Source organism: Klenkia terrae (assembly GCF_037083865.1).
In the GTDB taxonomy this organism is placed as follows: Bacteria; Actinomycetota; Actinomycetes; order Mycobacteriales; family Geodermatophilaceae; genus Klenkia; species Klenkia terrae.
In genome coordinates, this window is the sequence record NZ_JBAPLV010000009.1 from 119455 (window position 1) to 133257 (window position 13803).

Consider the following 13803-nt stretch of genomic DNA (forward strand, 5'->3'; position numbering starts at 1 on the left):
TTGGGAGCCCGCGCCCCGGCGGACCAGTGCCCTCCGACCCCACCCCGGCTGCCGACGCATGCCGGACGACCCACGGGTGCGGGACCTGCGACCCCGTCGCCCCTGGACGGCATCGGGCACGGTCGAGGGATGCCCGCCGCCACCGCCGTGCCCGCCGCACTCGCACCCGTCGACCACTACCCGGTCGAGGAGCTCGAGCTGGACCTCCGCTGGTGGGCCGCGGCCAACTACCTGACGGTCGGGCAGATCTACCTCACCGAGAACGCTTTGCTGCAGCGCCCGCTCACCCACGCCGACGTCAAGCCGCGACTGCTGGGCCACTGGGGCACCTCCCCCGGCCTCGCCGCCCTGTACGTGCAGCTGAACCGGCTGATCCGACGCACGGGGCAGGAGGTCCTGTACGTCACGGGACCGGGCCACGGCGGGCCGGCGCTGGTCGCCGCCACCTGGCTGGAGGGCACCTACAGCGAGCTCTACCCCGCCGTCGGGCCCGACGCGGCCGGCGTCCGGGCGCTGTTCCGGCAGTTCTCCACCCCCGGCGGCATCCCGAGCCACGTCGGCGTCCCCACCCCGGGGTCGATCCACGAGGGCGGCGAGCTCGGGTACGCCCTGGTGCACGCCGCCGGGGCCGCCTTCGACCACCCCGACCTGCTGGTCGCCTGCGTGGTCGGCGACGGCGAGGCCGAGACCGGCCCGCTGTCCGGGTCCTGGAAGGTCCCGGCGTTCCTGGACGCCCGCCGGGACGGCGCGGTGCTGCCGGTGCTGCACCTCAACGGCTACAAGATCAGCGGGGCCACCGTGTGGGGCCGCTCCTCCGACGAGGAGGTCTGCGGGTACCTGCGGAGCCAGGGGTGGGCGCCGGTGGTGGTCGCCGGCGACGACCCCCGGCTGGTGTTCACCGACCTGCAGGCCGCTCTGACCGACGCGCACGCCCGGATCAGGCAGATCCAGGACCACGCCCGCAGCGGCGGGGACGACCTCCGCCCGGGGTGGCCGGCGATCGTGCTGCGCACCCCCAAGGGCTGGACCGGCCCGGACGTCGTGGACGGCGTCCAGGTGCAGGGCACCTTCCGCGCCCACCAGGTGCCGCTGTCGGGGGTGCAGACCGACGACGCACACCTCGCGCTGCTGGAGACCTGGCTGCGCAGCTACGAGCCCGACCAGCAGTTCCCCGGCGGCCGGCTGGCCCCCGAGCTCGCCGGGCTCGCACCGGTCGGCGACCTGCGGATGGGGTCCACGCCGTACGCCAACGGTGGCCGGCTCCGTCGTCCACTGGACCTCCCGGCGCTGGCCGGCTACGCCCTCGACGTCCCCTCCCCCGGGACCGTCTCGGCGGAGACCACGCACCCCCTCGGCGAGCTGCTCGCCGAGATCTACCGACGGACGACGACGCCCGACGGCGGCGGGACGTTCCGGCTCTTCAGCCCCGACGAGACCGCCAGCAACCGGCTGCAGTCGGTGTTCGAGGTGACCGACCGCTGCCTGCAGGCGCAGGTGCTGCCCACCGACGACCACCTCTCCCCGCACGGCCGGGTGATGGAGGTGCTCAGCGAGCACCTCTGCGAGGGGTGGCTGGAGGGCTACCTGCTGTCTGGCCGGCACGGGCTGTTCGCCACCTACGAGGCCTTCGCCATGGTCAGCGCCTCGATGGTGGTGCAGCACGTGAAGTGGCTGCAGCACGCGGCCGAGGTGCCGTGGCGGGAGCCGGTGTCCAGCCTGACGATCCTGCTGACCAGCACCTGCTGGCGCAACGACCACAACGGCTTCAGCCACCAGGGCCCCGGGCTGATCGACACGGTGCTGCCGCTGTCGCCCCAGGTGGTGCGGGTCTGGCTGCCGCCGGACGCCAACTGCCTTCTCTCGATCGCCCGGCACTGCCTGCAGAGCACCGACCACGTCAACCTGGTCGTGGCCGACAAGCAGCAGCACCTGCAGTACCTGACCCTGGCTGAGGCCGAGGCGCACTGCGCGGCCGGTGCGTCGGTGTGGGACTGGGCCGGGACCGAGCGCGTCACCGGCGACCCGGACGTCGTCCTCGCGGCGGCCGGGGACGTGCCCACGCTGGAGGTGCTGGCCGCTGCCGAGCTGCTCCGGCACGGCGTGCCCGACCTGGCGCTGCGGGTGGTCAACGTGGTCGACCTGATGGGCCTCCTCCCGTCCGACGTGCACCCGCACGGCTTCTCCGCCGACCACTTCCGCCGGCTGTTCACCGACACCGCCGACGTGGTGGTGGCCTTCCACGGCTACCCGCGGGCCGTGCACCAGCTGCTGCACGGCCGGCCGGGCACCGCCCGCTTCCACGTGCGCGGGTTCGAGGAGCAGGGGACGACGACGACGCCCTTCGACATGGTGGTGCTCAACCGGATGAGCCGGTACCACCTCGTGCTGCTCGCCCTCGCCCACGCCCCGTCGGGCCTCGCCGGCGCCGACGAGCTGGCCGCGACGTGCCGCGACCAGCTCGCCCGGCACCACGCGTACGTGCGCGAGCACTTCGAGGACCTCCCCGAGGTGCGCGACTGGACCTGGACCGGCTGACCGGTGGGCGTCTCCCTGCGCAGTGCCCAGTCGGCCGAAGACGTGGTCGGCGAGCTCGGCACCGACGCCGAGCGGGGCCTGCCGGTGGCCGAGGCAGCCCGGCGGCTCGCCGCGGACGGTCCGAACCTGCTGCCCAGCACTGCGCCCGACAGCCGGTTCGTGCGGGTGCTGCGCCAGCTGTCCAACCCGCTGGTGGTCGTGCTGCTCGTCGCGGGCACGGTCACCCTCGCGCTCGGCGAGTACGTGGACGCCGTCGTCGTGCTCGGTGTGGTCCTGGCCAACACGGTCGTCGGGTACGTGCAGGAGGCCCGGGCGCAGTCCGCGCTGCGGGCGCTGCAGGACCTGGTGTTCACGGACGCCCGGGTGGTGCGGGACGGGGCCACCCGCTCGGTGCCGTCGGCCGACCTCGTCGTCGGGGACCTGGTGCTGGTGGAGGCCGGGGACGCCGTCCCGGCCGACGGCCGACTGCTCCGCTCCCGGGAGCTGCGGGTCGACGAGTCGGCCTTGACCGGTGAGTCCGCACCGGTGGCCAAGGACCCCGCGGTCCTCGCGGTCGGCACGGCCGCCGCCGACCAGCGGAACACGGTGTTCGCCGGCAGCCTGGTCACCGCCGGGGCCGGTGCCTGCGTGGTCACGGCGACCGGCGCCGACACCGAGCTCGGCGGCATCGACGGCCTGGTCAGCGGGGTCGTGTCGCTCGAGACCCCGCTCACCCGTCAGCTCGGTCGCTTCAGCGGGATCCTCACGGTGGTCATCCTCGGCCTGGCCGCGGCGACCTCGGTGGTCGGCGTCCTCCGTGGCCTGGACGCCGGGGAGGTCGTCACCTCGGCCGTCGCGCTCGCCGTGGGTGCCATCCCGGAGGGGCTGCCCGCCGCAGTCACCGTCACCCTTGCCATCGGCGCCGCCCGGATGGCGAAGCGCCGGGCCGTCGTCCGGCAGCTGCCCGCGGTGGAGACCCTGGGCAGCACGACGGTCATCTGCACCGACAAGACCGGCACGCTCACCGAGAACCAGATGACCGTCCGGGTGGTCTGGACCTGCGCCGGTGACCACGAGGTGACCGGTTCGGGGTACGCGCCCACCGGGGACGTGCTCGATCCCGCGGGCACCGTGCTGCTGGGTACGGCCGTGCCCGAGGCGCTGCGCTGGACGCTGCTGGCCGGGGCCGCCTGCAACGACGCGGTGCTGCGCCGCCGGCCCGACGGCGGGGGAACCGAGGTCGTGGGCGACCCCACGGAGGGCGCCCTCCTGGTCTCGGCCGGCAAGGCCGGGATCGACACGGAGGACTTCCCGCGGGTGGACGTCGTCCTGTTCAGCTCCGGACGCCGCTACATGGCCACCCTGCACGACCACGGCGACCACCGGGTGGTGCTGGCCAAGGGCGGCGTCGAGGCGGTCCTGGCCCTCTGTGGGTCCCAGCTCGGGCCCGACGGCGACCGGGTGCCCCTCGACGTCGCCGGCATCGCGCGGGAGTCCGACCGGCTGGCCGCGGCCGGCCTGCGGGTGCTGGCCACCGCCGCGCTGACGGTGGACGCCGACCACCGGCTGGCCGAGGTCGACCTGCCGGGGAGCCTGGTGTTCACCGGCCTGCAGGCCATGCTGGACCCCCCGCGCGCCTCCGCGGTGCACGCCGTCACCAGCTGCCGCACGGCAGGCATCCGGGTCGTGATGATCACCGGCGACCACGCCGCGACCGCGACGGCCATCGCCGTCCAGGTGGGCATCCTCCGGGCACGGTCGGACGGCGACGTGCTGACCGGCGCCGACCTGACCGCCCTGACCGCGTCCTCTCCGACCGCCTTCGACGGGGCCGTCGGCCGGGCCGCGGTGTTCGCCCGGGTGTCCCCCGAGCAGAAGCTGCGGCTGGTGCAGTCCCTCCAGGACGCCGGCGCCGTCGTCGCGATGACCGGTGACGGGGTGAACGACGCCCCGGCCCTGCGCCAGGCCGACATCGGCGTGGCCATGGGGCGCGGCGGCACCGAGGTCGCCAAGGAGGCCGCCGACGTCGTGCTCGCCGACGACGACTTCGGCACCGTCGAGGCCGCGGTCGAGGAGGGCCGCGGCGTCTTCGACAACATCTCGAAGTTCATCGTGTGGACGCTGCCCACCAACGCGGCCGAGGGCCTGGTCATCCTGGTGGCGATCGTCCTCGGGACGGCACTGCCGATCCTGCCCACGCAGATCCTGTGGATCAACATGACCACCGCCGTCCTCCTCGGGCTGACGCTGGCCTTCGAGCCGCACGGGGCCGACACCATGACGCGCCCACCGCGCCGCCCGGGTACACCGTTGCTGACCGCGTCCCTGGTGTCCCGGGTGCTGCTGGTCTCCGCGGTCCTCGTCGCCGGCACCTGGTACCTCTTCCAGCAGCAGGTCGACGCCGGGGCCACGCTGCCTGAGGCCCGCACCGCGGCGATGGACCTGTTCGTCGCGGTGCAGGTGCTCTACCTCTTCAGCTGCCGGTCCCTCGTCGGCCCGTCGTGGCGGGTCGGGCTGCTGACCAACCGGTGGCTCGTCGGCGGCGTGCTGCTGCAGGTGGTCGCCCAGCTCGCCATCACCTACCTGCCGGCCATGAACGACCTGTTCCAGACCGCCCCCGTCGACGCCGGCACCTGGCTGCGCATCGCGGTCCTGGCGACCGTCGCGTGGGCCGTCGTCGCCGTCGACGAGCACGTGCGGGGTCGGCGGCGAGCCGACCGCGGGCCGAACGGCGTCCGGGTCGGGACGTCGGACCCTCCCGGGCCGGCGGCCCGCCCGGCAGCCTCGAGCACATGACCCGGCAGACCGACGACCGACACCGCTGGACCGATCCCCGCACCCGGGCGACCGACTCCCTCGCCACCGGTGAGTCCGCCCCCACCAGCAGCGTCACCCTCACCGGCCCCGACCAGGTGACCGTGGTCAGCGGCGGGGTGACCGTGGCGCAGGCCGACGTCGTCCCGGGCCCGCAGGTCGTGCTCCGCTTTTGGGTGGCCAGCCACTCGCTCACCGCCGACACACGCGCCGAGCTGCTCCGCACCGCCTTCTCCCACGCGGCCCTGGTGCCCCGGCAGCGGGTGCTGGCCACCGTCCCGCACGAGGAGAGCGACCTCGTCGCCGCGCTGCACGATCACCTCACGGTGACCAGCACCCACGTCGCCGGTGCGACCTGCCTCGTCGAGGGGCACGTCACCTGAGCGGGGTCCCACCCACCACGACGACCCGGCAGGAGGAACCGTGCAGGCCATGGACGTCATGACCCGAGAGGTCACGACGGTGGGACCGCAGACCACCGTGCAGGACGCCGGGAGGGCGATCACCGCCCGGGCGGTCGCGGCCCTCCCGGTCGTGGACGCCGACGGGCAGCTGGTCGGCATCGTCGGCGAGGGCGACCTGCTCCGCGACCAGGTGCCCCCCGACCCGCGCCTGCACCTGGGTCGGGACGTGGCCTCCCCCCGACCCCGTCCACGGGTCGTGGCCGACGTGATGACCACCCCGGTGCGCACCGTCGGTCACCACGACGACCTGTCCGACGTCGCCACGCTGCTGGTCGAGGGCCGGTTGCGCAGCGTCCCGGTGATGGCGAACGGCGCGATGGTCGGCATCCTCGGCCGGCGCGACCTGCTGGGCACCCTCATCCGCACTGACGAGTCCGTCCGCGCCGAGGTACTGGACCTGCTGGAGCGCTACACCGGCGAGCGGGACACCTTCGACGTCGAGGTGCTGTCGGGTGCGACCACGGTGGCCCGCACCCGCGGGACCCCGGCCGTCTCGCCGGCGACCGAGCACCGCGCCCTGGACTCCCTGGCCCGCACCGTGCCGGGGGTCCGCGCCGTCGTCGTCCGGTCGTCGGACGACCTCCCCCATCGAGAGGAAGCATCGTGAGAGCCGCCCGCTGGCACGGCCGCAAGGACATCCGGATCGAGGAGGTGCCCGAGCCGCAGCTGCGGCCGGGCACCGTGGCCATCGACATCGCCTGGTGCGGCATCTGCGGCAGCGACCTCCACGAGTACCTGGAGGGCCCGATCTTCATCCCGCCGCACGGCCACCCGCACCCCGTCTCCGGGGAGTCCGCCCCCGTGGTCATGGGCCACGAGTTCTCCGGCACCGTGACCGCCCTCGGCGACGGGGTCGACGACCTGACCGTCGGTGAGTCCGTCGTGGTCGAGCCCTACCTGATCGCCGAGGACGTCGACACCACGCCGGGCCAGCCCTACCAGCTCTCCCACGACATGAACTTCATCGGCCTGGGCGGGGGCGGCGGCGGCCTGAGCGAGAAGGTGGTCGTCCCGCGCCGGTGGGTGCACCCGGTCGAGGACATCCCGCTCGACCAGGCCGCCCTCGTCGAGCCGCTGGCGGTCGGCCACCACGCCTTCGTGCGCAGCGGAGCGGGCGCGGGGGACGTCGCGCTGATCGGTGGTGCCGGCCCGATCGGGCTGCTGCTCGGGGCGCTGCTCACCGCGGAGGGCCTGACGGTGGTCATGACCGAGGTGAGTGCCGCCCGCAAGGCCAAGGCCGTCGAGACCGGCGCCGCCGCCCACGTGCTCGACCCCACCGAGGGCGACGTCGCCGCACGCGTGCGCGAGCTGACCGGCGGGCGGGGTGCCGACGTGGGCTTCGAGTGCTCCAGCGTCGACGCCGTCCTGGACACCCTGCTCGACGCGGTCCGGCCCGGTGGCGTCGTCGTGAACGTCTCCATCTGGGGACACCAGCCGGTGGTGGACCTGCAGAAGCTGGTGCTCAAGGAGATCGACCTGCGCGGCACGATCGCCTACGCCGGCGACCACCCCGCCACGATCGAGCTGGTGCGCAGCGGCCAGGTCGACCTGGCCCCGTTCATCACCGCCCACATCGACCTGGCCGATCTGGTGGAGCAGGGGTTCGAGACCCTCGTGCACCGCAACGACACCCAGGTCAAGATCCTCGTTCGCCCCTGAGGAAGATCTGCGACGGCCACGACCACCCCCGTCCCCGTACCGCTGGTGGGGTGCGCGGTCGATCATCGACGGGCCGCGGGCAGACCGAACCGGTGCCCGCCGACCGACCGCCGCCTTCGGGGCACCGTGGGCGTCCTCACCCCTGTGTTCCTCCAGCTGCAGCGTGCGGAAGGTTCGTCCACCTGGCAGCGTCGAAGGTGGTCCAGAACAGGGCCCGCTGTCGGCAGTGAAGAAGCTCGCTACCGGCAGTCGCCCAGGTTCGGTCATCGCCGCCACCTGGTGCTTCGTCGTCCGGCATCGACCCTCGACCAACACGAAAAGATCCGGTGTGGGAGATGGCTGCGTGGAGGTATCCGTCGCGCTGGGCGCGGGTCACTGCTGGATGAGCCCCTGCGCTCCCGCCCTCGTGACCGGTCTGCCTGACTTGGCGGCCAGGACGATTGGCCGGCAGCGCTGGGTACCTCGATGCTCGGGCCTCATTTCTCGACCTCGCGCGATGGTGGGCAACCGACCGGGTTGCCGCGGGCTCCCAGCGGCGGTGTGCTTCGGACGGCTCCGGCTCCGGCTCCGGCTCCGGCTGCGGGCTCGGATGAGGCGCTGCCGCCTCAGACATCCAGTTGCTCCGCACCGTGCCCTTGTGCACCCACGCCTTCGCACGAAGAACCACATCCGACACACCTCCTGCATCACGGCTGTCCGCACTCGTTGCGACAGGTAAGGCGGCCAACCGTTCCCTGCGCAGGCATGAGTGCGAGCAGCAGGGGTGACCGGCTACAGCCAGGCGGGCCCACAGGACCCGATCAGGCCTGAGCGCCGCCCGGGGAGTCCATCGTTGTCCGGCGGCTCCTGGCTCCGGCTACCGAGCAGAGCCTCATCCAGGCGGGCCTGCCGCGCCCGGCCAGGCCCGCTGGCCCAGGACGGCAGCATCGGCGTCAGCGCATGCCTGGACCGGCTCGCCGAGTCCCGTTGCTGTACCGGTTGCTGTACTCATGCGAGAGGCGAGCCGCCCGCATGGGACGACTCGCCTCTGACCTGCAACTTCTCTGTCGGGCTGACAGGATTTGAACCTGCGACCCCTTGACCCCCAGTCAAGTGCGCTACCAAGCTGCGCTACAGCCCGAGCTCGCGACGCCGTGGCGCCGGTGAGCTGCGTCGAGAAGGTTACCCGACGCCGATCAGCTCCCCCGGGGGTGGGTCACTTCGTGTAGAACTCCTTGGCCTTGGACTCGCGGACCTTCACCGAGACCTCGATCGGGCTGCCCTCGAAGCCCCACTTCTCCCGCAGCTTGCGCTCCAGGAACCGCCGGTAGCCGGCCTCGAGGAACCCGGTGGAGAACACCACGAACCGCGGCGGCCGGACGTCGGCCTGCGTGACGTACTTGATCTTCGGGGCCCGTCCGCTGCGCGGCGGCGGCGGGGTCTCCTGGACCAGGGCCCGCACGTAGTTGTTCAGCTCCGCCGTCGGCACCCGGAACTCCCACGACGCGAGCGCGCCGCGCAGGTGGTCGGCCAGCTTGGTCACGCCGCGACCCTTGAGCGCGGAGATGTTGACCCGGTGCGCCCACTGGATGCGGGCCAGGTCGCGCTCGATCTCCTTCTCCAGCTGGGCGTGGCGGTCCTCGTCGAGGGTGTCCCACTTGTTGATCGCGATGACCAGCGCCCGACCGGCCTCGATCACCTGGGTGATCACCCGCTGGTCCTGCTCGCTGATCACCTCGTCGGCAGCCAGCAGCACGATGGCCACCTCGGCGGCCTCGATCGCGGCCTCGGTGCGCAGGCTGGCGTAGTACTCGGTGCCGCTGGCCGTCCCCACCCGGCGGCGCAGCCCGGCGGTGTCGACGAACTTCCAGTCCTCGCCGTCCAGCCGGACGATCGAGTCGACCGGGTCCACGGTGGTGCCGGCGACGGAGTCGACGACCGAGCGCTCCTCCTTGGACAGCCGGTTGATCAGGCTCGACTTGCCCACGTTGGGCCGGCCCACCAGGGCCACCCGGCGTGGGCCGCCGACCTCGAGGGACTCCCGCGGCGCCTCGGGCATCGCGTCGAGCACCAGGTCCAGGAGGTCACCGGCGGAGCGCCCGTGCAGCGCGCTGACCGAGAACGGCTCCCCCAGGCCCAGCGACCACAGCTCGGCTGCACCGGCCTCGGCGCGCTCGTCGTCGACCTTGTTGGCCACCAGGATCACCGGCGTCTTCGACCGGCGCAGCACGCGCGCGGCGGCCAGGTCGGTCTCGGTGACCCCGACCTGGGCGTCGACGACCAGCACGATGACGTCGGCGGTCTTCATCGCGTACTCGGCCTGCCGGGCGATGGCCGCGGCCATGCCCGACGCCTTGGGCTCCCAGCCGCCGGTGTCGACGACGGTGAAGGTCTTGCCGTTCCACAGCGCCTCATAGGCGATCCGGTCGCGGGTCACCCCGGGGATGTCCTGCACGACGGCGGCGCGGCGGCCGATGAACCGGTTGACCAGGGTGGACTTGCCGACGTTCGGGCGGCCGACGACGGCCACCACGGGCAGCGGTCCGGTGGGTGTGGTGCTCACGTGTTCGCTCTCTCTCGGGCCAGCTCGACGATCGCGGCGATCGTCTGGTGCCGTTCCCAGTGGGTGCTGTCCACGGTGACCGCATCGGTCGCCGGGCGCAGCGGGGAGTCTGCTCGGGTGCTGTCGTGCTCGTCGCGGCGCCGCAGGTCCGCGGCGATGGCGGCGATCTTGGCCGGGTCGGTCACGCCCAGCTGGGCGGCCCGCCGCTGCGCCCGGGCCTCGGGCGCGGCTGTCAGGTAGACCTTGAGCGTGGCGTCGGGCAGGACGACGGTGCCGATGTCGCGGCCCTCGACGACCACGGCGGGGGCGCCGTCCACCAGCGAGCGCTGCGCGTCGACCAGCAGCCGGCGCACCGCCGGCACGGCCGACACCGGGGACACCGCGCGGGTGACCTCGGTGCCGCGGATCCGGTCGGTGACGTCGACGGCGTCCACGGTGACCTGCTCGGCGGCGGCGTCGGTGCCGATGCCGATGGCGGCCTCGCCGACCGCCCGGGTGATGCCGTCGGCGTCGTCCAGGTCGACCCCGGCGTCCAGCACGGCGACCGTGGCCGCCCGGTACATGGCGCCGGTGTCCAGGTAGGCGGCGCCCAGCTCGAGCGCGACGGCGCGGGCGACGCTGGACTTGCCGGTCCCCGACGGTCCGTCGAGCGTGACCTGGCCGCGGAAGCCCGTCACTGCGCGATGTCCTTGCGGAGGGCGACGGCGCCGCGGAGGTAGACGTGCGCCACCTCGGCACGGGGCCGGTCGGTGGCCACGTGCGCCATCAGCCGCAGCACCCGGGGCAGGGCATGCGGGACGGCCATCTCGGTGGCGCACATCAGCGGGACGTCGCCCAGCCCGAGCTCGCGGGCGGCCAGCGCGGGGAACTCGCTGACCAGGTCCGGCGTGGCGGTGAACAGGATGCTGATCAGGTCCTCCGACGTCAGACCGTTGCGGGTCATGACCTCGGCGACCAGCTCGCGGGTCGCGTCCAGCACCTGCTCGCGCTCGTCGGCGTCGACCTGCGTCGCGCCGCGGATGGCTCGGACGGCCACGGGCTCACTCCTGTCCTGTGCGGTCCCTCCCGGGACCTCGATCGGTGGTGTCGGGCGCTCGGTCAGAGGCCGACGAGCTCCTGCAGCTGGCCGACCTCGGCGCGGGTGAGCTTGCGGATGACTCCGGTGCGCATGCGCGCCAGCTCCAGCGTCCCGACCTTGGTGCGGGTCAGCCGGGAGACCGGCAGGCCGACCTCGGCGAGCAGGCGGCGGACGATGTGCTTGCGGCCCTCGTGCAGCACGACCTGGACGACGGACTGCCCGGCGTGCTGGTCCATGAGCTCGAAGTGGTCGACCTTGACCAGGCCGTCCTCCAGCTCGATGCCCTCGCGCATCCGGCGGTCCAGGTCGCGGGCGACCGTGCCCGACACCTGCGCCATGTAGGTCTTGGACACCTCGTAGGAGGGGTGCGCCAGCCGGTGGGCGAGCTCGCCGTCGGTGGTGAGGATCAGCAGACCCTCGGTGTCCTGGTCCAGCCGGCCCACGTGCACCAGGCCCTTGGCCAGGTCGCCGACCATGTCGCCGACGCACGGGCGGCCGCGGTCGTCGCTCATCGCGGTCAGCACGCCGAACGGCTTGTTGAGCGCATAGGTGACCCGGTCGTTGCGGATCTCGATCCGGACGCCGTCCACCGCGATCTGCACGGTGGCCGGGTCGACCCGCATGCCCTGGACGAGGACGACCTTGCCGTCGACGGTGATCCGGCCCTCGGCGATCATGTCCTCGCTGACCCGCCGCGAGCCGACGCCGGCCCGGGCCAGCACCTTCTGCAGCCGCTCGCCCTCGCCCTCGGCCACCGGGGTGGTCTCCCGGTCGCTCGGGTGCGCGGGGGCCAGCTCCATGTCCTCGGACCAGACGCCGTGCTCGTCCCCCTGGCGGGCGGCGGTCTCGTCGGCGGTGCCGTCGGCGGGCTCGTCGGTCGGGGGCGTGCTGTCGGTCATCGGTACCTCAATGCTTCGGATCAGGCTTGTGGTCGTTCGGCGATCACGGCGCGGGTCTCGGGCAGCAGCGGGCCGAGCTCGGGGAGCTCGTCCAGCCCGGTCAGGCCCAGCCGCTCCAGGAAGAGCGGGGTGGTGGCGTACAGCCCGCCACCGCTGTCGGGGTCGGTGCCGCACTCGTACACCAGTCCCCGGGAGGCCAGGGTACGCACCACCGCGTCCACGCCCACCCCGCGGATGGCCGAGACCCGCGCCCGGGTGACCGGCTGGCGGTAGGCGATGACCGCCAGCGTCTCCAGCGCCGCCTGGGTCAACCGGCTCCGCTGGCCCTCCAGCAGGTGCCGCTCGACCACCGCGGCGTGCTCCTCCCGGGTGTAGAGCCGCCACCCCTCCCCCACCCGGCGGAGCACGACGCCGGCCCGCCGATCGTCGTAGTCCCCGCCCAGCGCGGTCAGCGCGGAGCGCACCTGGCCGACCGTGCAGCGCAGCGCCTCGGCCAGCGTCACCTCGTCGACCGGGGAGTCCACGACGAACAGCAGCGCCTCCAGCCCACCGCGCAGCGCGACCGGGTCGGCGACGGGCTCCTCGTCGTCCGGCTCGTCCGCCGGCTCCGGCGCGGCCTCCTCGACCAGGACCTCGTCCAGCGGCCGCAGCGGGACGTCGTCCTCCTGGACCTCCGTGTGCCGGGTGGCCGGTTCTGGGTCCGCGGGCCATCCGACCGGCGTGAGCGGGGCCGGTGCGGGTGCGGGTGCGGGCACCGGGGGGTCGAAGGTCCGGGCCAGGGCGGCGGCGACGGCGTCCCAGTCCTTCGGCGCCGGCTCCTCGGCCGCGCCCTCGGCCTCCTCGACCGCGGCCAGCTCGGCGGCCAGCTGGTCCCAGGAGATGGGCCGGCGCGGCTCGTCGCTCACGCGTACTCCGCGGCCGCGGCCGCCACGGCGTCGTCGTCCTCGCCGGGGAGCCGGCCGTCGACGAGCTCGGGGCCGGTCCAGGAGACGGTGAGCTCGCCGAGCGGGGTCTCCTGGGCGACGTCGACCAGCTGCTGCCGGTAGAGCTCCAGCAGCACCAGGAACCGGGCCACCACCTCGAGGGTGTGCTGGCAGTCGGCGGTCAGCGAGGTGAAGGTGACCCGGCCGCGCTCGGCGACCCGGCGGCGCACGAGCAGCAGCTGCTGGCCGACGTCGACGGCCGAGGTGTGCAGGTGGGTGACGTCGACGGTGGGCGGGGGCTGGGGGGTGAGCGCCTGCCGGGCCAGGTCGGCGAACTGCTCGGGGGTGACGCCCAGCAGCACCTCGGGCAGCAGCGCCGCGAACCGCGGCTCCAGGGCCACCGCGCGGGGGAAGCGGCGGGCCGCCTCGGTCTCCCGCTCCCGCAGGAACCCGACCACCTGCTGGTAGGCCCGGTACTGCAGCAGCCGGGCGAACAGCAGGTCGCGGGCCTCGAGGACGGCGAGGTCGTCCTCGTCCTCCACCTCGGCAGCGGGCAGCAGCCGCGCCGCCTTGAGGTCCAGCAGGGTGGCGGCGACCAGCAAGAACTCCGACGCCTGGTCCAGGTCGAGCTCGTCGCCCAGGGAGTGCAGGTGGGCGATGAAGTCGTCGGTCACCTGGGACAGCGCGATCTCGGTGACGTCGAGCTGGTGCTTGCCGATCAGCTGCAGCAGCAGGTCGAAGGGCCCCTCGAAGTTCGTCAGCCGGACGCGGAACCGCCCGTCACCGGCATCGGCGACGGGCGGTTCGGCGAGGCTGGTCACCAGACAAGATTAGTTCCTGACCTGGCGGTTCGGCCCCGGTGCAGGGTCCCGCGGCGTGCGGAGCACGTCGTGGGGGGCACCGGGGTCCT

At 73.6% G+C, this 13803-nt stretch carries 11 protein-coding genes and 1 tRNA gene; 5 read left to right on the plus strand and 7 right to left on the minus strand.

Annotated features, from left to right (window positions below):
- Positions 1-129: 129 nt before the first annotated feature.
- Genes UXQ13_RS10340 through UXQ13_RS10360 form a run of 5 tightly spaced genes read left to right on the plus strand, consistent with a single transcriptional unit; the run spans position 130 to position 7451 of the window.
- Positions 130-2535: a phosphoketolase family protein gene (locus tag UXQ13_RS10340; RefSeq protein ID WP_225235948.1), complete on the plus strand. Its 2406-nt coding sequence runs from the start codon at positions 130-132 to the stop codon at positions 2533-2535.
- Positions 2536-2538: 3 nt separating this feature from the next.
- Positions 2539-5310 (plus strand): cation-translocating P-type ATPase, encoded by a 2772-nt coding sequence (locus UXQ13_RS10345; protein ID WP_225235949.1) that lies wholly within the window; start codon positions 2539-2541, stop codon positions 5308-5310.
- Positions 5307-5711 (plus strand): hypothetical protein, encoded by a 405-nt coding sequence (locus UXQ13_RS10350; RefSeq protein WP_225235950.1) that lies wholly within the window; start codon positions 5307-5309, stop codon positions 5709-5711. The genes UXQ13_RS10345 and UXQ13_RS10350 overlap by 4 nt, the downstream gene beginning before the upstream one ends.
- A gap of 58 nt (positions 5712-5769) precedes the next feature.
- Positions 5770-6399: a CBS domain-containing protein gene (locus UXQ13_RS10355; protein WP_225235951.1), complete on the plus strand. Its 630-nt coding sequence runs from the start codon at positions 5770-5772 to the stop codon at positions 6397-6399.
- Entirely contained in the window at positions 6396-7451 is a 1056-nt protein-coding gene (locus tag UXQ13_RS10360; protein ID WP_336392243.1) for a 2,3-butanediol dehydrogenase, read from the plus strand. The genes UXQ13_RS10355 and UXQ13_RS10360 overlap by 4 nt, the downstream gene beginning before the upstream one ends.
- Positions 7452-8497: 1046 nt before the next feature.
- On the opposite strand, the gene UXQ13_RS10365 is transcribed toward UXQ13_RS10360, so the two are convergent.
- The 7 genes from UXQ13_RS10365 to UXQ13_RS10395 all read right to left on the minus strand — a co-directional run bounded on the left by UXQ13_RS10365 (position 8498) and on the right by UXQ13_RS10395 (position 13714).
- Positions 8498-8571: transfer RNA gene (locus UXQ13_RS10365), tRNA-Pro, on the minus strand.
- 75 nt (positions 8572-8646) lie between these two features.
- Positions 8647-9993, minus strand: coding sequence for a ribosome biogenesis GTPase Der (der, locus tag UXQ13_RS10370; protein ID WP_225235953.1), 1347 nt, complete (start codon positions 9991-9993; stop codon positions 8647-8649).
- Positions 9990-10670 carry a (d)CMP kinase gene (cmk, locus tag UXQ13_RS10375; RefSeq protein ID WP_225235954.1) on the minus strand — a complete coding sequence of 227 codons (681 nt, stop codon included), beginning with the start codon at positions 10668-10670 and terminating at the stop codon, positions 9990-9992. The genes der and cmk overlap by 4 nt, the downstream gene beginning before the upstream one ends.
- On the minus strand, positions 10667-11029 hold the full coding sequence (gene aroH / locus UXQ13_RS10380) for a chorismate mutase (protein ID WP_225235955.1): 363 nt from the start codon (positions 11027-11029) through the stop codon (positions 10667-10669). The genes cmk and aroH overlap by 4 nt, the downstream gene beginning before the upstream one ends.
- 62 nt (positions 11030-11091) lie before the next feature.
- The gene (locus tag UXQ13_RS10385; protein ID WP_225235956.1) at positions 11092-11970 is read right to left on the minus strand and encodes a pseudouridine synthase; all 879 of its coding nucleotides are present in this window, start codon (positions 11968-11970) and stop codon (positions 11092-11094) included.
- Positions 11971-11990: 20 nt separating this feature from the next.
- A complete protein-coding gene (gene scpB, locus UXQ13_RS10390) occupies positions 11991-12875 on the minus strand; it encodes an SMC-Scp complex subunit ScpB (protein WP_225235957.1) in 885 nt (294 codons plus the stop codon).
- On the minus strand, positions 12872-13714 hold the full coding sequence (locus UXQ13_RS10395; protein ID WP_225235958.1) for a segregation and condensation protein A: 843 nt from the start codon (positions 13712-13714) through the stop codon (positions 12872-12874). The genes scpB and UXQ13_RS10395 overlap by 4 nt, the downstream gene beginning before the upstream one ends.
- Between the last annotated feature and the right edge of the window lie 89 nt (positions 13715-13803).